This is a genomic window from Providencia sp. 6390 (assembly GCF_058148425.1).
The window spans coordinates 192,101-216,246 of sequence record NZ_JBYVYL010000007.1 but is presented as its reverse complement, the minus strand read 5'-3'; the positions used below and the strand labels follow the sequence as shown (position 1 = coordinate 216,246).

At 42.2% G+C, this 24,146-nt stretch carries 17 protein-coding genes and 1 riboswitch; of the genes, 7 read left to right on the top strand and 10 right to left on the bottom strand.

Translation table 11 applies throughout. The annotated features are described in order from the left end of the window. Positions 1-17: 17 nt before the first annotated feature. From recC to rppH, 9 genes are all read right to left on the bottom strand, one after another. Positions 18-3,392 carry an exodeoxyribonuclease V subunit gamma gene (recC, locus tag AC3Z9T_RS15695; RefSeq protein ID WP_490127032.1) on the bottom strand — a complete coding sequence of 1,125 codons (3,375 nt, stop codon included), beginning with the start codon at positions 3,390-3,392 and terminating at the stop codon, positions 18-20. Further along, positions 3,370-3,747 (bottom strand): prepilin-type N-terminal cleavage/methylation domain-containing protein, encoded by a 378-nt coding sequence (locus AC3Z9T_RS15690; protein ID WP_490127031.1) that lies wholly within the window; start codon positions 3,745-3,747, stop codon positions 3,370-3,372. Before AC3Z9T_RS15690 ends, recC begins: the two co-directional genes overlap by 23 nt. Beyond that, positions 3,744-4,190 carry a DUF2509 family protein gene (locus tag AC3Z9T_RS15685; RefSeq protein ID WP_490127030.1) on the bottom strand — a complete coding sequence of 149 codons (447 nt, stop codon included), beginning with the start codon at positions 4,188-4,190 and terminating at the stop codon, positions 3,744-3,746. The genes AC3Z9T_RS15690 and AC3Z9T_RS15685 overlap by 4 nt, the downstream gene beginning before the upstream one ends. After that, the gene (locus AC3Z9T_RS15680) at positions 4,187-4,774 is read right to left on the bottom strand and encodes a prepilin peptidase-dependent protein (protein ID WP_490127029.1); all 588 of its coding nucleotides are present in this window, start codon (positions 4,772-4,774) and stop codon (positions 4,187-4,189) included. Before AC3Z9T_RS15680 ends, AC3Z9T_RS15685 begins: the two co-directional genes overlap by 4 nt. Positions 4,775-4,783: 9 nt before the next feature. Further along, positions 4,784-5,269 (bottom strand): prepilin-type N-terminal cleavage/methylation domain-containing protein, encoded by a 486-nt coding sequence (locus AC3Z9T_RS15675; RefSeq protein WP_490127028.1) that lies wholly within the window; start codon positions 5,267-5,269, stop codon positions 4,784-4,786. Between the two features lie 251 nt (positions 5,270-5,520). Beyond that, positions 5,521-6,372, bottom strand: a complete 852-nt coding sequence (locus tag AC3Z9T_RS15670; protein WP_490127027.1) for a thymidylate synthase — start codon at positions 6,370-6,372, stop codon at positions 5,521-5,523. 68 nt (positions 6,373-6,440) lie between these two features. Next, entirely contained in the window at positions 6,441-7,340 is a 900-nt protein-coding gene (lgt, locus tag AC3Z9T_RS15665; RefSeq protein WP_490127026.1) for a prolipoprotein diacylglyceryl transferase, read from the bottom strand. 219 nt (positions 7,341-7,559) lie between these two features. Continuing rightward, a complete protein-coding gene (gene ptsP, locus AC3Z9T_RS15660) occupies positions 7,560-9,806 on the bottom strand; it encodes a phosphoenolpyruvate--protein phosphotransferase (protein ID WP_490127025.1) in 2,247 nt (748 codons plus the stop codon). Positions 9,807-9,810: 4 nt separating this feature from the next. Beyond that, positions 9,811-10,344 (bottom strand): RNA pyrophosphohydrolase, encoded by a 534-nt coding sequence (gene rppH / locus AC3Z9T_RS15655; RefSeq protein WP_490127024.1) that lies wholly within the window; start codon positions 10,342-10,344, stop codon positions 9,811-9,813. Positions 10,345-10,457: 113 nt separating this feature from the next. Further along, positions 10,458-10,555: riboswitch (TPP riboswitch) on the top strand. Positions 10,556-10,615: 60 nt separating this feature from the next. Here rppH and thiB point away from each other — a divergent pair. The 6 genes from thiB to rluA all read left to right on the top strand — a co-directional run bounded on the left by thiB (position 10,616) and on the right by rluA (position 20,344). Further along, positions 10,616-11,620 (top strand): thiamine ABC transporter substrate binding subunit, encoded by a 1,005-nt coding sequence (thiB, locus tag AC3Z9T_RS15650; RefSeq protein ID WP_490127023.1) that lies wholly within the window; start codon positions 10,616-10,618, stop codon positions 11,618-11,620. Further along, positions 11,596-13,200 carry a thiamine/thiamine pyrophosphate ABC transporter permease ThiP gene (gene thiP / locus AC3Z9T_RS15645; protein WP_490127022.1) on the top strand — a complete coding sequence of 535 codons (1,605 nt, stop codon included), beginning with the start codon at positions 11,596-11,598 and terminating at the stop codon, positions 13,198-13,200. Before thiB ends, thiP begins: the two co-directional genes overlap by 25 nt. After that, positions 13,193-13,900 carry a thiamine ABC transporter ATP-binding protein ThiQ gene (thiQ, locus tag AC3Z9T_RS15640; protein ID WP_490127021.1) on the top strand — a complete coding sequence of 236 codons (708 nt, stop codon included), beginning with the start codon at positions 13,193-13,195 and terminating at the stop codon, positions 13,898-13,900. Before thiP ends, thiQ begins: the two co-directional genes overlap by 8 nt. A gap of 52 nt (positions 13,901-13,952) precedes the next feature. Further along, positions 13,953-16,304, top strand: a complete 2,352-nt coding sequence (locus tag AC3Z9T_RS15635) for a DNA polymerase II (protein ID WP_490127020.1) — start codon at positions 13,953-13,955, stop codon at positions 16,302-16,304. 395 nt (positions 16,305-16,699) lie between these two features. After that, positions 16,700-19,606: an RNA polymerase-associated protein RapA gene (rapA, locus tag AC3Z9T_RS15630; protein WP_490127019.1), complete on the top strand. Its 2,907-nt coding sequence runs from the start codon at positions 16,700-16,702 to the stop codon at positions 19,604-19,606. Positions 19,607-19,690: 84 nt separating this feature from the next. Further along, positions 19,691-20,344 (top strand): bifunctional tRNA pseudouridine(32) synthase/23S rRNA pseudouridine(746) synthase RluA, encoded by a 654-nt coding sequence (gene rluA / locus AC3Z9T_RS15625; RefSeq protein ID WP_490127018.1) that lies wholly within the window; start codon positions 19,691-19,693, stop codon positions 20,342-20,344. A 402-nt stretch (positions 20,345-20,746) separates the two neighbouring features. Here rluA and djlA read toward each other — a convergent pair whose 3' ends face one another. Further along, complete coding sequence (djlA, locus tag AC3Z9T_RS15620; RefSeq protein WP_490127017.1) at positions 20,747-21,562, bottom strand: co-chaperone DjlA; 816 nt, start codon at positions 21,560-21,562, stop codon at positions 20,747-20,749. Positions 21,563-21,742: 180 nt separating this feature from the next. Between djlA and lptD the strand changes: the two genes are divergently transcribed. After that, positions 21,743-24,109, top strand: coding sequence for an LPS assembly protein LptD (lptD, locus tag AC3Z9T_RS15615; protein WP_490127092.1), 2,367 nt, complete (start codon positions 21,743-21,745; stop codon positions 24,107-24,109). Positions 24,110-24,146 lie beyond the last annotated feature (37 nt).

Below are 24,146 nucleotides of genomic sequence, written 5' to 3'. Positions count from 1 at the left end.
TTAATGCTCCCCTTTTTTTATTTTAGATGTTCTGCCATTGGCAGAAGGTAACGCTGAGTATTTTCCAACAGCGACTGAATTAAGTTTTGGTCAATATTCCTACAAACTCGTAATACATAATCATCCTCCATCTCTCCTCGTTTCATTGATGAGCCTTGGAGGCTTTGTACTAGCACTGATAACGCTTTTTGCTGAACATCTTCAGAAACAAAATCATATTGTTTCGTTTTCTTATCGAAGCAAGCCGATAACCAATTCCAACCACTTTGATTTAGCAGTAATAACGGACTATTTAAACCATCACAGTACCCCATTATTAACTGCTCTAAATAGTTCTTAGCATGTTCTTGTTTTACACTAGAAAAATGCCAAGTACTATTATCACGACCCAATGCAATACTATCACCTTCACCTAACGAAAAATTAAACAATAGGTGTTCTATCCAAAGTTGAATACCATCATTTGCAGTTAAATAGGCAGGTCGGTAACGCAATACGCCTTTTTCATGCACATTTCTTAGCAGCCCAGTTAATTTAATACCGTTGATGTAAGCATCTATCGCATGATCAAACGGCTGAATACTTTGCTCCTTAACCTTTTCAGCCAATGGCATGATATTATTAACTTGTTGTTCCCAAAATAGCTGACCAAACTGCTTCGCAGGCAATTGCCCTGCTGCTCTTAGTGACTGATAGAGAAGCGTTGGATCCTCATCTTTAACCAATAAAGTTAATACGCGTTCATTAATTTTATAGCGTTGTAATCTATCTAAAATAAAGGGCTCATCTTCTGGAAGTTCAGTTTCTTCAATTGTGAAATGAACTTTCAAACGCTGTTGAAAAAATGCTCTTATAGGATGACGATAAAAACGTAATAGCTGCTCAACTGAGAGCTCAGCGATTGGTTCGCGCTCACTAAGCTGAGATATAAAGGGTTTATTACCTTGGAATACCGTTTTCGCAGCGGGTAACCACTCACTGGCAAAACTCTGATTCGTTGAATCAGCAATAAAGTTTTCTTTGGCAAAAGGAACACGGTTGTGCTGTGTGACTAGATGTTGCTTTAACCTCAGTGCACTCTCATCGATATTAAGTTTCTCATCGCCCTGCAAACAAAAACTTTGGCAAATATAATCCAAAAGCTCTGTTACTAACACGGATGGGTTACAGGTTTGATTATCTTGAATCGATAAACCAATATAGCTGACATAAAGTTGCTTAGCTGCTGAATTCAACGCTTCTAAAAAGAGGTAGCGGTCATCATCTCTACGCTTTCTATCCCCCCTAGCAGGCTTCTCAGCCATTAAATCAAAACCCAGTGGAGGAATGCTTCGCGGGTAAACGCCATCGTTCATACCTAATAAACAGACGACTTTGAAAGGTACTGAACGCATTGGCATTAAAGTACAAAAGTTCACCGCGCCAGCCAAAAAGCGCTGGCTGATTTTTTCATCATTAAAGCATACAGCCAGCTCATCACGGATCAAACGTAGGGGCACTTTTTCATCGTAACCAGAGCTTAATGCATTTTCGATAATTTTATGCCACTGCTCTGTAACAAGACTAAGCACTAACTCTGTATCACCATCAGCTTTAAAGAAACTATTAAGCAGTTGCTGGCAAACCGCTTTCCATTCATCAAGATTTCGCTCAACTTCTAACAATGCTCGCCATTCTTTTAATGTATCGACCAATAATGCGAGCTTACCTGCCAATTGAGCGGCTAAACCGCTACTTTCATCATAAGGTAAAACATCATGCCAAGGACCATATCGACTATCCATTGCATAGCCTAACAACATACGGCTTAAACCAAATTGCCATGTATTTTGCCCAATCACCGGCAATGCTAAAGCCCGTACATTGTCATCATCTAAGCCCCAACGGATCCCTGACTCATTGACCCAACGGCGCAATAAACTTAATTCACTTTCATCGATATTAAAATGATCAGCAAAGGCCGACACCTCAAGTAATGTAAGTACTTGCTCCGTGGAAAAGCGGCTTTGAGGCAGGTCGAGCAATAAAATAAACGCTTGTAAAATAGGATGGGCTTGTAACGCCTTTCTATCCGAAATCGAAAAAGGGATATAACGCTTGGATGCAGTATTGCCAAATACCGCTTGAATAAATGGCGTATAGCTATCGATATCTGATACCATGACAATGACATCTCTAGGAGTCAGAGTCGGATCACACTCAAATAATGACAACAATTTATCTTGTAAAACTTCGACTTCCCTTTGTGCACTATGGCAAGAATGAAAAGTCACTGACTGATCGGATAACGCTAACGTCCGCTTGTTCTTGCTAGAGAGATAAGCTGCTAGTGTCGTTCCCAATTGTGCATGGTTTTCAAGATCTAAAATATCTTGTTGTAAATGTTCTAATAGATTACTGCGATTTGTATCAACAAATGCCGATATTTCATTCGCACTCTCAATCTGTGAAATAAAATACAAATTATCTCGCCCTAACTTCCCCCATGATGCAAGAAGTGGGTTGGCAAGTTCTTGCTCGCCTTCATCGTTGAATAACACTTCAGTATGCTCACCGATTTTAAAACGTGATATTTCATGCTTATCAATATAATGCCTTAGTTTTCTTTTTTGTAATTTAGCAAGAAATGATTGGCTATAAATATCTCCCCAGTAATAACGGCATGGGTTAGTAAACATAAGATGAATATCGGTATGTTCTGCAATCGCTTTTAATGCTTGGAGGTACACAGGCGGTAGGGATGAAATACCACAAATAAAAATACGCTTTGGTAATGCGTTTTTTAAATCTGGATTGTTTTCAAGCTTAGCAATAAATTGCTGGTAAAGGTTTGCTCGGTGCCATGGGGACTGCTCAAGAGCTTGCGTATAGTCGACCAATTTCAGCCACAATCGCTTTTGCCACAATTGATTTGTACTCAACCCATCAACTAATTCATTTTGCTGCCATTTCTCGATCCATTGAGGCCGATAAACTAAATATTGGTCAAATAGGTCTGCCACTCGCCCCGCCAACTGGTGCAACTTTCGCTTATCTGAGTCATTCTGTAAGTAGTGACGTAAAGGCTCAAATTCAGCTTCATCAATCACTTCAGGTAGAATTTTCATTAACTTCCAAGCCATTGCTTGCTTGGTATAAGCACTCTCTTTTGGGATATCTGGAAGTACACAACGAAACATGTCCCAAATAAAAGTCGCAGGTAAAGGGTAATAAATATTTGCCGCTATCCCAAATCGTTTTGCTAGCTCTATTTGTAACCATTGGGACATACCAGGACTTTGTACTAAAACGATTTCTTGCTCGAACGGGTGAGAAAGTGGTTCATTTTCCATTAAGTGAGCCATTAACTCCTTTAACAGCTCTAATTGATTAGAATGATAAACCTGAAACATTGTTATCTCCTGTTCTGCAAAACCAACGGTTTAGCGAAAAATCTTGCTGAGTACTTAATAAACTGACTGTTGCGCTTGTGCAACTTTCAGACACCATAAATGACTGTAAGTTTATCTGCCAGCTAGGATAAAGGAATGATGGGTCATCTGGCATTAACTCCATATCCACTGCATTCCGCTCTAAGCTACTTTGTAGCTCCCTTACAGCCGCTGAACTGTGAAATATCCAATTGAAATTCAAGGTAATATGTTGAGTATAGTTTAACAGAGCGACAAGCAGAATAGCAAAAATCACTAACGCAAGCATTGACTCTATGAGTGCAAAACCACGTTGCCCGCCCCGTTTATCGCTCATTGGCAAAACCCCTTTTTATCAACAGGGCAGTAATCAAGCCAACCGCTTATTTGCCCCCTTATTTTTTGAGTTCCTGCAATAGGTGAAACCCAGCGATAGAGCATAACATTATATTGCCCCTTATATTTTCCTTTACCAGAAAGGACAAACTGAGCACCTTTATAGTGTTTAATACAACTCTCCCATGAATACGCTTGTGGCTTCTGGCACTGCCACTGTTGCCGATTAAACGTCTGTAAGCGCCAAGATTGTTTTAGCCCCCACGCTAAGGCTGATTCGGCTTGATTAAATGCTTCAACATATTTTTTTTCCTTAAAAAATTCATTACGTGCATTTTCTTGATAAACATGTAGTCCTTTTAGTAACAGTAGCGCAGTCGTCATCAACACAATGACCATCACTAATGCAATATTTCCCTCCTGCTGAAAAATTGGGTTCCTCATCGCAAGTTCCTTAATAAAACAGAGCTACGATAATGGAATACCTTATTCGATAAGTAAGGCGTTTCAATAAGTAAACGCATTTCCAGTAATGATTTAGTGGCATGCCATGTAAACCTTAATGAAGTGACCTTAATCATTAGAGGATCAAATAGGGATTGCCAACGATTACCATCACAATCCATAACATTTCGATTTGACTCTAATTTTTTGTTATTTAGGCGATAACCAAAAAAATCAGACTCTTTGTTCCTACCTCGAACGGGCCGCCATGCTCCCGATAAATTCTGGTCATAGGCAAAAATAATGCATGAATTAGGGTGGCGGCTTAAAAATTTAGCGTTAATTTTAATAGCATCTCCTTGGCAAGAGGCACGACTACAATAACCTATTCGTCTGAAATCCTTTTCCATATTAATCATTACCTGACGGACTTCCCTATCAATTTGATATTGAATGTATGATTGATGTACTTGCTTTATCAGATTTGGGAAAACAGATATTGCTGCAATACAGATCAGACTCCCTATCGACATCGCAACTAACGTTTCTATTAACGAGAACCCTTTCTGATGGCTAAGATTCATCAATAAGCCCTAACAGCGGGGAACCCCAATGATTTTTTTATTACTGCAACCTCTTATTCGACCTGCTGCTGACATGAATACTGTCATCTGCCCAAAATCGTTGATCAGCTCAATACGAAAAGCATGACTGGTTCCTTGTTTTCCATAGAGATCAACTGATGTTCGAGTTGCTGATTTCATGCCAATATCTTTAAATTGCACCGATGACAATGTTGCAATCTGTTGGTTAGTTCCAGCCTCTTTGATAGTGACCGCCCAATCACCCTGTGTGTGGCTAATCAATAAAATACGATGTTGGTTTAAGTAAATGCTTTCCATCAAATGGCTATAAATGAATACGGCAACCTGCCGTGTAGCATCAATTAAACGGATACGTTGTTGCTGTTGCTGCCAACCATATAAAGCAGGCAATAAGGCCAATGAGCAGATAAATATCACAACCAATACTTCGATCAGCGTAAATCCTTTTTCCTGTTCTTGAATTTGCCAGCCCATCTATCACCGCCACCTGTTCGTAAAATATGCGTCTGATAATGTCAGCAAAATAGAGTAAGAATAGAAAAAAAGAAGGCTGTTGCGTGACGTTTCGCATACAGATGCAAGATTTGCATATAATCAATTGTGTTTTAGGAGTGGGCTCGCAAAAAGCTAGAACGAGCAGAAAAAAAGATAACCAAACAGTTCAAAAAACGATAAAAAGAGCCAAGGCAGAGCATCACCTTGGCTTTCTAGAGAAACATTAAGCACTATACCGTGAATGGGTACTTAATCGCTTCATGGCATTGGTAGCCCTCGAGGGAAAAATCATCGGTGGTTACCCACGTTTCTAGATCTTCTAATGTTTTGATTTGAGGGTTGATAGTTAATGATGGAGACGAAAAAGGTTCACGTTTTAGCTGAACATCACGCATCAGTGGCAGTTGATTTTCATAAATATGTGCATTCACAATTTTATGATATGCCTTACCTGGTTTATGACCAGTAATCCGTGCCATCAAAGCGAGCAGCACAAAACATTGCACTTGGTTAAAATTCAAGCCAAGCGGCACATCACAACTACGTTGATAGGAGGTCAGATGAAGAGTATCACCGAGGAGTGAAAAAGTATGGGTATGCATGCAAGGACGCAGACACCCCATATCAAATTCACCAGGATTATAGAAAGTAATTATCTCAGCGCGGTCATCAATACCATTTTTTAAATTATTAACCACTTTTTTAAGTTGGTCGAGGTGTGAACCATCAGGCCGTTGCCATGAACGTCCCTGAACACCATAAACCCGCCCCATATCGTCTTCACCTTTGCGATGTGGGTTATTTAACCAAGCTTGGTTATCATTAGCATTTGCGTTCCATGTATTACAACCGATTTCACGGAATTGGGCCGCATTATCATAGCCACGTAGATAGCCTAGTAACTCTGCGATCGCAGCCTTATAAAAGCTTTTTCGAGTGGTTATTAGTGGAAATTGATTATTTGCCACATCATATTCAAGGTCTGCATTAATGACAGTTAAGCAACGAACGCCGGTACGCTTGTTTTCAACCCATTGGCCTTCATTAATGATGCGTTGGCATAACTCTAGATACTGCTTCATAGTGATTCTCTTGCGCTATAAGCAACGGCAGCATCAAATATCAACCACCGTCACCTTATTATGTTCATTTACTTACTTGGTTGTGCTTTATTATCGGGCTTATGAGCAGGAATGTTTTTACCGTACTTATAGGCCCACACAATCATTAGAATTCCAATAATAATCATTGGGATAGACAGAATTTGACCCATACTGATACCACCAAATAGGCCTAACTGAGCATCTGGCTGTCTAAAGAACTCAACAATAATGCGGAAAGCACCATAACCAATCAGGAACAAACCAGAGACACTCCCCATTGGACGAGGTTTACGCACAAATAAATTAAGGATCAAGAACAACACGATCCCTTCTAAAAACATTTCATAGAGCTGTGATGGATGGCGAGGAAGCACGCCATATTGCTCTAAAATAGGCAATAAAGATGGGTCTTGTGCTGCAAGTTGAATGTCTTCGCTACGTGAGTGAGGGAATAGGAATGCCCAAGGCGTATCCAGAGTTACACGACCCCATAACTCACCATTAATAAAGTTACCAATGCGCCCCATACCTAGCCCAAAAGGGATCAGTGGTGCAACAAAATCGGAGACTTGCAAGAAACGGCGGCGAGTACGATGTGCAAACCATACCATTGCACAGATTACCCCAATCAGGCCACCATGGAAGGACATCCCGCCATCCCAAACTTTAAATAAATAAAGCGGATCCTCAAGAAAAACAGGAAGGTTGTAGAAGAAAACATACCCTAGTCTTCCACCTACAAAAACACCTACAAAGCCAATATACAGTAAATTCTCAACTTCGTTTTTTGTCCAACCGCTATTCGGTTTACTTGCGCGGCGGCCTGCCAGCCATAACGCAAAAACAAACCCTACAAGATACATAAAGCCATACCAGTGCAATGATACTGGCCCAATTGAGAACATTACGGGATCAATTTCCGGAAATGCTAAGTAGCTGTTACTCATCGTTCCCCACTTTATTTGTTAATCGAAAATCATTTTAGGTTGCTGAAGAAATGGGATAAAAGTGTGATTTTCCCTATTAAAATTATCAGCCAAAAATCAGTAAATTGGTTTTCTTTGTTTATTGCACAAACCCTAACGGCTGCTGACAAACAGGGACTATTTGTTAATAGTCAGATTGCGCATCATAACATAGCTTATGCGAAGGGAAAGTAAGACAGATTAGATCCCACCACGAACAAAACCACCAAGCCCATTTTTTTCCATAAATAGACTAATTATTTGCCGAATGTTATCACTCGTTTCTGCTGCTAAAATTTCAGGAAGCAGCTTTTCAACTTTACCTGCATGAAGGCCACGAATAAGGTATTTCACTCTAGGAACACTTCTCCCACTCATGCTTAAAGAGCGGTAGCCAAGCGCAATCAGCGCCATCACCCCAAGAGGTTGTCCTGCCATTTCGCCACATACACTAACCGCCAAATCCAGGCGACGGCACTCTTCATTAACTTTAGCCAAAAATCGCAGCATCGATGGGTGTAAATTATCGTAAATAGCAGCAACATGGGTATTATTACGATCAACCGCCAGCAGATATTGAGTTAAATCGTTTGTGCCAATTGAAATAAAATCTATACGTTTTTTTAACTCTGGAAGGAGAAACAATAAAGAGGGAACTTCAAACATCACCCCTATTTTTGGCATTAATAGCGTTTGCCCTGTCGCCAAACAGACTTCATCATTGGCTCGCTTAATTAATCTAAGCGCTTCATCCACCTCATTGATACTAGTGATCATCGGTAACAATATGCGTAGATTTTGTGTCTCAATATTTGCGTGCAACATTGCTCTAAGTTGGATCAAGAAAATTTCAGGTTGATCTAACATCACACGGATCCCACGCCAACCTAAACATGGGTTTTCTTCACTGATAGGCATATAAGGCAGTTGTTTATCAGCACCGATGTCTAATGTTCTAAGCACCACAGGTTTATCAGTAAATAACTGCAACACTTCTTGGTATAGTTGTTTTTGTTCATCTTCTGATGGAAAGCCATTATGTAACATAAAAGGCAACTCTGTACGATAGAGTCCCACACCATCTACAGCCACATTGATTTGTTGCTCATAACGAGGACTTAACCCTGCGTTAAGGTGAATATGAACCGACTCACCATTTTTTAATGTCGCGTCTTGCTCGAGCGCCCCTTCAGCTAACTGACTGAGAACATTCTCCTCAGCAATGATTTGCTTGTATTCTTGGACGATAATATTTTCAGGCTCAATGAAAACTTCACCACGATAGCCGTCTAGGATCAGAAAACGGTTGTGAAGCAATGAGGGGTCAATATCCGCTCCCATAATCGCAGGGATCCCCATTGCTCGAATCAAAATAGCCGAATGTGAATGTGTCGCACCATCACGTACAATCACCCCAACAAGTTGTTCAAGTGGCATGTCTGCCAACACGCTAGCACTTAACTCATCGGCAACTAAAATAAAACTTTCAGGCCATTGATCAACTGACGTCAAACTATCATCTAAATGAAATAATAAACGTTGCCCCAAAGCTCGGAGATCGGCCCCTCTTTCTCTCAGATACAGATCGCGCAAACGAGAAAATTGTTCGACATAATCCTCAATAACTGTTTTAACTGCCCATTCAGCCACTGAGCCTTGCTCAATAGCGTCAAATAAACGTTTTTTTAATTGTGGATCATGAAGTAAATGGTTATAGAGATCGAAAATTGCTGCGCTTTCTTTTTGCGAGTTGGCAATAAAGCGCTTGCTCAGGCGTCGACATTCTGAGGCAGCATTTTCAATCGCAGTGATAAGCCGTTGCTTTTCGATATTTTGATTGAGTGCCGTCGCTTCACAAATACTCTCTAAGGAAGGCTGTGAGCTATCTTGCCAGCCATAAGCCATCACAATGCCTTGAGAAACAGGGAGTGCTTTCAGGCGGCTCTGGCGATATTGCCCGAATACCCCTTTAGCTTGTGCCTGAGACAATATGACCGCCAATTGCATGGACAAGGTCACCATAAACGACTCTTCAGTTTCACTGAAGAAACGTCGTTCGTGTTGCTGAACAACCAATACACCCAGCAGTTGACGTCGGTAAACGATAGGCACACCAAGAAAAGCTTTTAGACGCTCTTCTTTGAGTTGAGGGAGATATTTAAATTCAGGGTGCTCGCGAATATCAGCAAGATTGAGCATTTCAGATTGACGGCCGACAGCGCCAACAACACCTTCATCAAATCCAAGGCGAATAGCGATCCCGCTAGGTTTTTTCAACCCGCGGGTTGCCATTAAGTAGTAACATTGACGTGAATGGTCAGCTAAGTAAATAGAGCAAACATCAGTCTGCATAGCATTACAGGTTTCGTTTACCAAAACCTCTAACGCTTCAGTTAAACTTGTCGCCATGGCGACTTTTTCAACAATTTCACGTAGACGCGTCAACATGATCTTACCTTGCTCCGCGCCTACGATGATTAAACGCAGGTCTTTGTGCTGGTTTTTGTTCCTGTAGAGGCATCACAACAGGTGCGAATTCCTTCATCACGCGGCGATAGACCTCACGCTTGAAAGAAACCACTTGCCTAACAGGGTACCAATAACTCACCCATCGCCAGCCATCAAATTCTGGCGATTTACTGCGCTGAACATTTATATCGGCTTCATTACATTGCAGTTGTAGTAAAAACCAACGCTGTTTCTGCCCGATACAAACAGGTTTTGTATCCCAACGCACCAAACGCTTGGGTAATTTGTAACGCAGCCAATTGCGCGTTGAAGCTAACAACCTAACATCTTTACGCTGTAGGCCCACTTCCTCGTACAACTCACGGTACATAGCCTGTTCTGGCGATTCACCGGGGTTAATCCCCCCCTGTGGAAACTGCCATGAATGTTGACCATAGCGGCGGGCCCATAAAACTTGCCCTTGCCGATTACAAATTACAATTCCTACATTCGGGCGGTAGCCATCATCATCGATCACCAGACTACCTCAATAACCAAATTTGAAAGATGGCTAATTGTTTCACACATACCCTAACTGGTAAACCTATATCAATAGAGTTTGCAGATATGCACAAAGGCACTACAATAGCGACTGTCTCAACGGGGTGCCAAAATTATATAGGCTGAGAATTAACCCGTAGAACCTGATCCGGGCAATACCGGCGTAGGGATTTGAGCTACCGTCAGCGTTTAACGCCATGGTTCCCTCTCAAATCCTGTGTAGCTTTTACTCTCACGCAGGAACAAAAATGTTAAAAAAATCACTCTTTGGCGCATTAATTACATTAACAACCGTTAGCTTTACACATCTCGCTTGGGCCGAAAAACCCACTCTGACTGTTTACACTTATGACTCTTTTGCAGCTGAATGGGGTCCCGGACCACAAATAAAAAAGAATTTCGAAGCACAATGTAACTGTGAACTAAAACTTGTATCACTTGGCGATGGCGTTGCCTTGCTCAATCGTCTTCGTATGGAAGGAAAAAAAAGCAAAGCTGATATCGTACTTGGTCTTGATAATAACCTGATTGATTCAGCGGAAAGTACGGGTTTGTTTGCCGCTGCCGATATCAACACACAAGCGCTGAAATTACCTATCGAATGGAATAGTTCAACGTTTATTCCTTATGATTATGGCTATTTTGCTTTTATCTACGACACAAACAAGATCCCTAACCCACCAAAAAGTATGAATGAGCTATTAAATAGCAATCAGCCGTGGAAAATTATTTACCAAGACCCAAGAACCAGTACCCCCGGGTTAGGCCTGCTATTGTGGATTGAAAAACTCTATGGTGATCAATCTGTAGATGCATGGAAAAAAATGGCCAACAAAACGTTAACTGTCACTAAAGGTTGGAGCGAAGCGTATGGGCTATTTTTAAAAGGCGAAGGTGATTTTGTTCTTAGCTATACCTCATCACCGGGCTATCAAATGTTAAACGATCACAAAGACAACTATGCTGCCGCTTTGTTTGAGGAAGGGCATTATATGCAAGTAGAAGTTGCCGCACGGCTCAAAAACAGCGCCCAACCTGAGCTCGCCAAACAGTTCTTACAGTTTATGTTAACCCCTGATTTCCAAAGTACATTACCGACGACCAACTGGATGTATCCAGTGATCGATATCCCCCTCCCAGAGGTATATAACTCACTACCGATGCCGAAAAAATCATTACAATTTAGTGCACAAGAAGTTGCGAAATACCGTCAAGAATGGGTTCGTTTATGGCAGTCAGCTGTCACTCGCTAATGAATAAATCGCTGATCCCAGGGGCACTGGCCTCTGGTTTGTTAATCACAGTTGCATTGCTCGCTTTCGGCGCATTGTGTATTTTTTCACCCGAAATAGCCATCGGTGATATTTTCAACGATAGCTACTTATGGCATGTCATTGGCTTTACATTTTGGCAGGCTTTTTTATCTGCTATATTTTCAGTTTTTCCCGCAATTTTATTGGCTCGCGCACTATTCCGCCGGCGCTTCATCGGGCGAACACTGTTGTTACGTCTTTGTGCCATGACATTAGTGTTGCCCGTTTTAGTTGCAGTATTTGGTATTTTATCTGTTTATGGTAAAACGGGCTGGCTGGCTCAACTCTATCATTTGATTGGGTTTGAATATCAATTTACTCCCTATGGCCTCAAAGGCATATTACTTGCTCACATATTTTTTAATATGCCATTAGCAACACGTATGCTCTTACAGTCGCTTGAGAATATTTCCATTGAGCAACGACAAATTGCTGCTCAATTAGGGCTTAACGAGTGGCAACAATTTCGCATTTTAGAGTGGCCTTATTTACGTCGGCAAATGCTACCCACAGCATCACTGATTTTTATGCTATGTTTTGCAAGCTTTGCGACAGTATTGGCTTTAGGGGGAGGGCCCGCGGCAACCACAATAGAATTAGCTATTTATCAGGCACTCAGTTATGATTTTGATCTTGGCAGAGCCGCCATTTTGGCCTTGATCCAACTATTTTTCTGCATCGGTTTAATGTTCTTTAGTCAAAAAATAAATAGCTTATTTTCAATTGGCCACAGCCAAAATAATTATTGGTATGATCCTGCTGATAACTATTTTCGTCGTATTCGCGATACCATCATTATCACAGCAGCAATATTGCTATTAATTCCACCTCTACTGGCGATTGTTTTAGATGGCTTAAATGGGCGACTATTTGAAGTACTAAGTCAATCAGCACTGTGGCAAGCCGCTTCAACCTCTCTATTTATTGCTATTTGTGCAGGTACATTATGTGTATTGTTAACAGTGATGCTGCTATGGAGTAGCCGTGAATTACGCTTGCGTCGCGCTATCAAACTTGGACAGGCGATGGAATTGAGCGGATTGATCATTTTAGCCATGCCTGGCATTGTTCTTGCGACAGGTTTTTTTATTCTATTCAATGAAACAATAGGCATTCCTGAATCCCCTTATGCATTAGTGATCATGACCAACGCATTACTCGCTATCCCTTATGCATTAAAAGTGCTCGAAAACCCAATGCGTGATCTGGCAGAGCGTTATAATCCACTATGCCATTCATTAGCTATCAGTGGATTCAATCGACTGTGGATCATTGAGTTAAAAGCATTAAAAAAACCATTAGCCCAAGCCCTTGCTTTTGCTTGTGTAATTTCAATTGGTGATTTTGGCGTGGTCGCTTTATTTGGTAATGATGACTTCCGCACCCTACCTTATTACCTGTATCAGCAAATTGGGGCTTATCGTACCAATGATGGTGCCGTCACGGCGATGGTGCTTCTTTTGTTGTGTTTTGGCTTATTCAGCCTACTTGAGCGCATATCAGGGAAACAGCGTGATTAAATTAACTAAACTAAATTACCAGTATGACAACCTAAACATGCAGTTTGATTTTGCTATCCAAGCAGGTGAACGAGTTGCTGTTATGGGGCCAAGTGGAGCAGGAAAAAGCACTTTACTGAGCTTAATTAGCGGGTTCCAATTTGCCAAAAGTGGCACAATTTATTTGAATGGCACCGATCACACCTTTACCCCTCCGGCAAAACGCCCTGTTTCGATGTTATTTCAGGAAAACAATCTATTCTCTCATTTAACAGTGAGACAGAATATTGGTTTAGGCCTACATCCAGGTTTACGATTAAGTCCACCACAAATACAACAAGTTGAATTAATTGCTGCTCAAGTTAGCCTTTATGAGTTCCTTGATAGGCTCCCTGCTCAGCTCTCTGGTGGGCAACGACAACGAGCGGCTTTGGCACGTTGCCTGATCCGCCAGCAGCCGATTTTACTGCTTGATGAACCCTTTTCTGCCTTAGACCCTGCTCTGCGTAACGAAATGCTGTTGTTGCTTGATGAGATTTGCCAAGCAAAAAGTATCACCTTAGTGATGGTCTCTCATAATGTTGAAGATGCCTTACAGATAGCCCCTAGAACACTCGTGATTGCCAATGGTATTATTGCCTATGATGGTAGCACTGAGGGCTTATTACAAGGGAAAAGTTCCGCCTCTGAGTTACTTGGTATCACAAAAAATACTGTATAAATACCCACCATTGTCGTATAGTAGGTTCGTTGATTTTGTATGCGAGCCAGCTATGCCTCAATTTATGTCTCCTGCTGAAAAAGGCTTCATTATTAGTCGCCATTGGAAAGATACTCGCCAAGGCGTTGAGGTGAGTTATTGGTTGATCACCGATAATGGCCCGCGTAAAGTGACGGTTCCCTATCAACAAGCCGTTGCGTTTCTGCCTCAATCATCATTGCCAAAAATAAAACACTTACTCGATGGGCAAACCAATATCACTTACCGACCTGTTGAACTGACCGATTTTCAACGTGAAAAAGTTTACGCTATCTATAGCGCCCAATATCGTCAGATACAAAATTTAGATAAAAATTGCCTAGAACTTGGTATTTCACTGCTTGAAACCGACATTCGCCCTTGTGAACGTTATCTTATGGAGCGCTTTATTACCGCCCCCGTTTGGTTTTCACGTAATCAGCGGGGTGAATATAAACTCAAACCCTGTGAAAATTATCGTCCTACCATTAAAGCAGTCTCTTTAGATATCGAAACCAGCCAACATGGCGAGCTGTATTCAATTGGCTTATCAGGCTGTGGTGATGATGTCGTGTTTATGTTAGGGCCAGAGCAAGGTCCTGCACTCAACAATGGGCATCGATTAGTTTATGTTAATAGTCGCCCACAATTAATTGACAAGCTTAATGGATGGATGCAGCAATATGATCCTGATGCCATTATTGGGTGGAACCTGATCCAGTTTGATTTAAATGTCCTACAGAAACATGCTGAGCGTTATGGCATCCCACTGCTATTTGGTCGCCAAGGTAAAAAATTAGAATGGCGTGAACATGGTTTCAAACAAGGGGTATTTTTCGCATCAGCGGAAGGCCGTTTGATTATTGATGGTATCGATGCTTTAAAAGCCGCAACATGGAATTTTCCTTCTTTTAGCCTTGAATCTGTTGCTCAAACATTATTAGGTGAAGGAAAAGCCATTGATAGCCCTTATGATCGCATGGATGAAATCAATCGTCGTTTTCAACACGATAAGCCAGCACTTGCTCATTACAATATTCAGGACTGTATTTTAGTCCATCGTATTTTTGAAAAAACGGACTTAATGGCCTTCTTGCAAGAACGATCTACCGTTACGGGGCTGGTTGTCGATCGTATGGGTGGCTCAGTTGCTGCCTTTTCACATTTATATATCCCTCGGTTACATCGTCTTGGGTTTGTTGCTCCCAATCTTACAGAGCAGAAACTACAACATAACCCCGGTGGCTTTGTGATGGATTCACGACCCGGCCTGTATGACTCAGTATTGGTACTTGACTATAAAAGCTTGTATCCCTCAATTATTCGCACGTTTTTGATTGATCCCGCAGGTATGATTGAAGGACTCGCACATCCTGAAAGGCAGCACTCTGTTTCAGGTTTTCGCCATGCATGGTTTTCACGAACGGTGCATTGTTTGCCTGATATTGTCAGCCATATTTGGCAAGGTCGTGATAAAGCCAAAAAAGAGCATAATGCACCACTCTCCCAAGCATTAAAAATCATTATGAATGCCTTTGCTGGTGTATTAGGCGCCGAAGGATGCCGTTTCTTCGATCCTCGCCTTACCGCTTCCATTACCATGCGTGGGCATGAAATCATGAAAATCACTAAGGAGCTGATTGAGTCTCAAGGCTATCAAGTGATTTATGGCGATACTGATTCAACATTTGTGTGGCTAAAAGAAGCTCATAGTGAGGAGCAAGCACAAAAAATTGGCTTTGAACTACGTGACTATGTAAATAACTGGTGGAAAGAACATTTACGCAATGAATGGCAATTAGAAGGTGTGTTAGAACTCGAATTCGAAACTCATTATCGGCGCTTTTTAATGCCTACGATCCGTGGTTCAGAATCTGGCAGTAAAAAACGTTATGCAGGGCTCAGTGGTGAAAACATGGTATTTCGTGGCTTAGAAACTATCCGCTCGGATTGGACCCCTCTCGCCCAATACTTTCAAAAAGAGCTGTACACGCGAATTTTTCATCGCCAACCTTATCGTGAGTTTATTCGTGAATATGTGCAATCTATTCGTAACGGTGAGTATGACGATCGCCTTGTGTATCGTAAACGCTTGCGGCGCAAATTATCTGACTATCAACGTAACGTTCCCCCTCATGTGAGAGCCGCTCGCCAAGCTGATGAATATAATTTAAAGCAACAGCGCCCACAGCAGTATCAAAATGGCGGCTGGATCAGCTATATCATTACGCTCGCAGGGCCTGAACCACTGGAAATTGTCACCTCAACGCCTGACTATGAACATTATATTTTGAAACAAATAAAGCCGATTGCTGATGCTATATTACCTTTTTTACAAGAGGATTTTGATACGCTGTTAACTGGGCAGATCACTTTGTTGTTTTGATAATGAAGATCAATTAGGCTTAAATTTTATGCAATTTTTTGCTATAATGGTGAGTTATTAGTTCTGTCTTGTGGCGAATATTGATGGGAACTATCAGTTGTTGGGATCAGAGAAAACAACGCATTAGGTGATCCTACCAAAATAATAGAATTCCTTATGCATTGATGTTTTTTTAACAGGTGACGATAAGCCTCGCTTGAATTAATATATCGCCCCTTTGGTATCCCGTACTTCTTTTACTGCACAAAACCTACGGGGTATTTAGTGATCGTTGTCACTCCGGCAACGACAAAAATTAACACTCTTATTTTCTAACACAGGGTGAAGGCAATGAAGTGATTTGCCTGCAACAGTCTAAAAATAAACTATCAAAATTATGGAACTGAGTTAAACCTATGCCATTTACTCTTGGTCAGCGCTGGATCAGCGATACAGAAAGCGAACTCGGATTAGGCGCCGTTGTGGCTATTGATGCCAGAATGGTGACTTTACTTTTTCCCGCCAGTGGTGAAAACCGACTTTACTCACGTAATGATGCCCCCATCACCCGTGTGATGTTCAATGAAGGTGATACCATTACAAGCCATGAAGGTTGGCAACTACAAGTCGAAAGCGTTAATGAGGATGACGGCCTGCTCACTTATTGTGGTACACGCCTCGATACGCAAGAGCAGGATGTGAATCTGAGAGAAGTTTTTCTCGATAGTAAACTGACATTTAATAAGCCGCAAGATCGCTTATTTGCTGGTCAAATTGACCGTATGGATCGCTTTGCACTGCGTTATCGCGCACGTAAATTCCAAAGCGAACAAGTCAAACATCAGGCTACAGGGTTACGTGGCATTCGTGCCAGTTTAATTCCTCATCAATTGCACATTGCTAACGAAGTCGGCAAACGCCATCACCCACGAGTGTTGCTGGCTGATGAGGTCGGTTTAGGGAAAACCATCGAAGCGGGTATGATTATCCATCAACAATTGATGGCAGGTCGTGCAGAGCGCGTATTAGTTATTGTTCCTGAAAGCTTACAGCATCAGTGGTTAGTTGAAATGTTACGCCGCTTTAATCTGCGCTTTTCACTGTTTGATGATAGCCGATACAGCGAAGCACAACATGACAGCGACAACCCATTTGAAACTGAACAGTTGGTTCTGTGCTCTTTAGATTTCGTTCGCCGTAACAAACAACGTTTTGACCAACTCGTTGAAGCGGGTTGGGATATGATGGTTGTCGATGAAGCTCACCACTTGCAATGGAGCGAAGCTGCACCTAGCCGTGAGTATCAAGTTATTGAAACCTTAGCTGAAAGCGTGCCTTCTGTTTTATTGTTAACGGCAACACCTGAGCAACTTGGTCAGGAGAGCCACTTTGCCCGTTTACGCCTGCTTGATCCTAATCGTTTTCACGATTATCAAGAATTTCTTGATGAGCAATCAAATTATCGCCCTGTTGCTGATGCTGTATCACTGCTGTTATCGGGTGACAAACTCACTAATGACCAACAAAACCTGCTCAATGATTTGATTAAAGAGCAAGATATTGAGCCGTTGCTGAAAGCAGCAAACGTTGAAAGCGAAGATGGTACTGCGGCACGTCAAGAACTGATTAGTATGCTAATGGATAGACACGGCACTAGTCGCCTATTGTTTAGAAATACGCGTAATGGTGTTAAAGGCTTCCCACACCGTGAATTGCATTCACTGAAAATGCCTTTGCCTACTCAATACCAAACGGCAATTAAAGTCGCTGGTATTATGGGTACCAAAAAAGATCTCGAAACGCGCGCTAAAGAGCTACTCTATCCAGAACAAATCTACCAAGAGTTTGAAGGCGAAAACGCCACTTGGTGGAACTTCGACCCTCGCGTTGAGTGGCTGATGGGCTACTTAATGGCAAATCGCCATGAAAAAGTGTTGGTAATCTGCGCAAAAGCTGCGACCGCGCTACAACTAGAGCAAGTTTTGCGTGAGCGTGAAGGGATCCGCGCAGCCGTGTTCCACGAAGGTTTATCACTGCTAGAGCGTGACCGCGCAGCCGCCTACTTCGCATCTCAAGAAGATGGTGCGCAAGTGCTACTATGCTCTGAAATTGGCTCTGAAGGTCGTAACTTCCAGTTTGCAAATCAGCTGGTAATGTTCGATTTACCGTTCAACCCAGACCTGTTAGAGCAACGAATTGGTCGACTCGATCGTATCGGTCAGACACGTGATATCGTATTGAGCGTTCCTTACTTAGAAAATACGGCACAAGCGGTGCTATTGCGTTGGTACCACGAAGGCTTAGATGCTTTTGAGCACACCTGCCCAACCGGCCGCACTATTTACGACAAATATTACCAACAGCTTCTGCAATATATGGCTGAGCCAACGGTTACCGATGGTTTTGAAGAGTTTTTGAAAAGCTGTCGTGAAGAGCATGAAGCCTTGAAATCTCAGCTTGAACAAGGCCGCGACCGCCTACTTGAAATGCACTCTAATGGTGGTGAGTCAGGTGTTCAATTGGCAGAAACAATCGGCGCTGAGGACAATGACACTGAGCTGGTCAATTTCGCCCTCAATTTGTTTGATATTGTTGGCATCAATCAAGAAGATAAGAGCGATAACCTGCTTATATTAACGCCATCTGATCATATGTTAGTACCTGACTTCCCAGGCCTACCACAGGATGGTTGCACCATCACATTCGATCGTGAGCAGGCGTTATCGCGTGAGGACACACAATTCATCAGCTGGGAACACCCAATCATCCGTAATGGCTTAGATTTAGTGTTATCCGGTGATACAGGGAGCTGTGCTGTTTCCTTATTGAAAAACAAAGCACTACCTGTTGGCACCTTACTAACAGAATTGGTTTATGTACTCGAAGCACAAGCACCTAAGAACCTGCAAATTAGCCGTTTCTTACCTGCGACACCAATTCGTTTACTTATTGATTTAAAAGGTAATAACCTATCCTCACAAGTTGAGTTTGAAAGCTTTAATCGTCAGCTAAATGCCATCAACCGTCACATGGCCAGCAAACTCGTGAACGCAGTACAAAACGAAGTTCACTCAGTACTGAAACTATCTGAGCCAATGGTACAGAAAGAAGCTGAAGTTCTGATTGCCAATGCCAAAGAAGCGGCAGATAAGGCTCTCTCTCTAGAATTATCGCGATTAGAAGCCCTTAAAGCGGTTAACCCAAATATCCGTGATGAAGAGCTGGATGTGATCGAGGAAGAGCGCAAGCAATTGCTTACCAATATTGAGCAAGCAACATGGCGACTTGATGCCATTCGCCTTGTCGTTGTTACTCATCAATAGTCAAACTGTTTTAATTCGCTTAAAATTGTTGTTTATTTCTCCCTCATTTGAGGGAGAATTTATTTTTCAGGAGCGCTATTTCTCATGATGGAACCCTACCATCCCCCCACTGACCCTTGGCTGCACGTTCTATATCAAGACGAACACATCATTGCGGTCAATAAACCGAGTGGGTTACTGTCTGTTCCCGGTAAAGCACCTGAGCACAATGATAGTATTATGAGTCGCATACAACGCGATCACCCAAATGCTGAATCTGTGCATCGTTTAGATATGGCAACCAGCGGTGTGATGGTAGTGGCATTAAACAAGCCTGCAGAACGTGAGCTAAAGCGTCAGTTTCGCGATAGAGAGCCTAAAAAGCATTATATTGCCCGCGTCTGGGGTCATTTAGAAAAACAAGAAGGGTTGGTTGATTTACCGCTGATCTGTGACTGGCCTAATCGACCAAAACAGAAGGTTTGTTTTGAAACAGGTAAATCAGCACAAACAGAATATCTGGTTTTGGAATATGAAGAACAAGCCACCCGCGTTAAACTTTCCCCTATCACAGGGCGCTCGCATCAACTACGCGTGCATATGTTAGCCATAGGCCATCCAATATTGGGCGATCGCTTTTACGCTCACGAGCAAGCGCTCGCGCTCGCTCCGCGCTTACAGTTGCACGCACAAGAGCTCTATATTACTCACCCTGCCTACGGCACCCCTATGCATTTTAGCTGCCAGCCTGATTTTTAATCAGGCAATTGAATCAAACAACCAACCGTAGCACCAACAATGCTACGGCCAAGTTTCATTTCTTGCTTTTTGCACAATCACAGGCTCGCATACCTTCTAAAGAATTTATATAGTAGCCTTTCGATAACCTTATATTTTTTGTTTTTTATTTTGGTTATTCAAATACACACTAGAGTTTCCTCATAGACTCGAATGCCTTCTAAATAATTCATATCGTAGCCTTTCGATAACCTTATGTTTTTTTTTTATTTTTCATTCAAACACACACTCGAGTTTCCTCTAAATAGTTCGTGCTACCGCGAGGCGTCAAATTGAGCGGATCCCTAGGAGCGTACAAAAGTACGTGACTAGGGTCCGTGAAAGAAGACAACAAAGCGGTGGTGCGAAATATGACGAGGAAAGCTATTTGAAGCCGCGCTCTTTCTTAATCAAATCATAAGCTGCTTGTATTGATTGAGCCTTTTGCTTCGCTATTTCCATCATTTCTGGTGGTAGCCCTTTAGCAATCAGCTTATCGGGATGGTGTTCGCTCATGAGTTTGCGATATGCACGTTTAATTTTAGTTGGCTCATCATTGATTGAAACACCGAGCACTTTGCAGGCATCTTCAAGGGTAGGCCCACTTGATTGTTGGTAGTAACCGCCTGATTGCTGCTGAGAATAACCTTGTCCGAATTGACGACCACCTTGGATCATATCTAAGAATTGTTCAAATTGGTTTTTTGATATTCCTAGTTCTTCGGCAATGATAAACAGAACTTTTCTTTCGTTTGGATGTAAATTACCGTCAGCGAATGCTGCCTGTAATTGAATTTCCAGAAACATCTGAATCAGGTCAAAACGACCATAACAAGCCATACGTAATTGTTTAAGTACATCACGCAATGGGAAGTCAGGTGCTTTACCTTCTCTGAACGCTCGTTGAGCCGCTTTGCGAGTTTCACCATGCAGTTGCATTCTATCCATTAAATTGGATGCTAACTGAATATCAGTCTCGGTTACACGGCCTTTCGACTTAGTTAAATGCCCCAATATTTGGAACGTACTGGCGAAGAAAATCACCTGACGATCACGTTTGTTCATCCCACCTGCAAACTTACGTTGTGCAGATGCCTTATCAAATCCATGCCCCAAAATTAAACCAATCAGTGCGCCCCAAAAGCCCAAACCAGAGACAATTGCCAGTACCACACCAATAATTTTACCCCAATAGTGCATATAGCCCTCAATTCTTCAATGCTCAGAATGCAATTTTGCATTATCATACTACCCATTCTGCTCGGTGCATAACTACAAGCGCGTAAAGTTTCTTACATTATACTGGCGCAATGTGGTTGGCTAAGTTAGTCTTTGAGCGTTGCCGGCTATGCCAATTACGACGGAACCGCATATTTAATGATGAAAAAAAGTTATCCAACACTACTTGCCACCATGGTATGGGCGGCAATTTATAGTCAGCAAGCACATGCTGACCTTGCAGCACAATGTATGCTGGGCGTCCCGGTTTATGATAAACCGCTGGTTAAGGGCGATCCCAAAGATTTGCCGATTAGTATCACTGCTCAAGATGTTCAAGGTGAATATCCAAACTTTGTTGAGTACAGTGGTGACGTTGATATTCAACAAGGCAATCAGACATTAACAGCTGACAACGTAAAACTGACGCAGACCAACCCTAATAGCGCAGATCCTATCAGAGAGGTCACTGCGACGGGTAACGTACATTATGATGATCCACAAATTATTCTTAAAGGCCCTACTGCTTGGTCCAACTTGAATAATAAAAATACTGACGTCAATGATGGTAACTACATGATGGTAGGTCGTCAGGGACGTGGCGACGCGAAAAAAATGAAAATGCGTGGTGAGAACCGTTATTCCATTATGGAAAACGGTACATTTACTACCTGCTTACCGGGCAACAACAGTTGGAGCGTTGCAGGCTCTGAAGTGATCATTGACCGAGAAGAAGAAGTAGCTGAAATTTGGCATGCACGCTTTCGCCTTGGTAATGTCCCTGTATTTTATAGCCCATACATGCAGCTACCGATTGGTAGCAAGCGTCGTTCAGGCTTCTTAATTCCTACCGGAAGCTACTCAAATAACGATGGTTTAGAGTTCTCTCTACCTTATTACTGGAACATCGCCCCAAATTACGATGCGACTATCACGCCGCAGTTTATGACTCACCGTGGTGTCAAACTGAATAACGAATTCCGTTACTTAGTCGCTCCAGGTACAGGTACGCTTGCTTTTGATTTTATTAATCACGACCGTGCTTATATCAAAGATAAAGATCGTAACAAGCGTGATGCACGTGAAAGTGATGACCGTTGGTTGTTCTACTGGCGTCATTCAGGTACCTATGATCAACATTGGAACTTTAACGTCGACTACACAAAGGTTAGTGATCGCCAATACTTTACCGATTTTAGTTCTCAATACGGTAGTACCACCGATGGTTATGCTACGCAAAAATTCGGTACGGGTTATTCCGCTGAAAACTGGAATGCCACTTTAACACACAAGCAATTCCAAATTTTTGTCGATAATCCGAATGCTCGCGCCTATAAAGCAGAGCCACAATTAGATTTTAACTACTACAAAAATAATTTAGGGGCCTTTGATTTACATACCTATGCGCAAGCGGCTCGCTTTACTAGCGTAGGTAAAAACAATCCTGATGCGACCCGTCTGCATATCGAGCCTGAACTTAGCCTACCGCTATCAAACGGCTGGGCGAATATGAATAACAGTTTCAAACTGTTGGCTACGCATTATGATCAGGATATCCCTAAATCCAATACAAACGCTAATCTAGAAAAAAATGTCACCCGCGTTCTACCAATGTTCAAAAGCGACGCAAAAGTGGTATTTGAGCGTAACCTACTTGAAGGTAGCGATTTTGTTCAAACATTAGAGCCGCGTGTTCAGTATCTTTATATTCCTTATAAAGATCAGGACAACATCAATAACTACGACTCTGCGCTGCTACAATCTGACTATAACGGTTTATTCCGCGATCGTATCTACAGCGGCCTTGACCGTGTGGCGTCGGCAAACCAATTCACCACGGGTGTGACAACGCGTATTTATGATGAAACCTTAACTGAGCGCTTTAATTTCTCTGTAGGGCAAATTTATTACCTAGAGCGCCCACGTGCAGGTAACTCAAGTCTGCAAATTGATGATAAAAGTAATACGGGTTCCCTCTTGTGGGCAACAGACTCTTCTTGGCGCATCAATGATAAATGGGGCGTGCGTGGTGGGCTGCAATATGACCGCCGTTTAGGCAACGTCACCATGGGGAATGCAGTTACTGAGTATCGTATTGATGCCGATCGCTTGTTACAGTTAAACTATCGTTTTGTTGACCGTGACTATATTCAAGCGACATTCCGTCGTGATGAGTCAGGTGGTTACACCTATACCCTGCCAGAATATCAGAAAGGGATTTCACAAGTCGGTGCAGTATTGAGTTGGCCATTAAGTGAACGTTGGGGCTTTGTTGGCTCTTACTACTATGATACTAAACAGCAACAATCCGCCAGCCAATTGGTTGGTTTACAATACAATACTTGCTGTTGGGCATTCAATGTTGGCTATGAACGTAAAATTGTTGGCTGGGAAAAAGATAAATTCAGCAGTGAATATGACAATAAATGGTCATTCAATGTGGAACTTAGAGGCCTAAATAACAATCATAGTTTAGGTAGTCAGGAAATGCTTAAACAAGGTATTATGCCTTATCAGCGTGCTTTCTGATAAATATATACGATTATTTGTGCTGCTAGCTCACTAC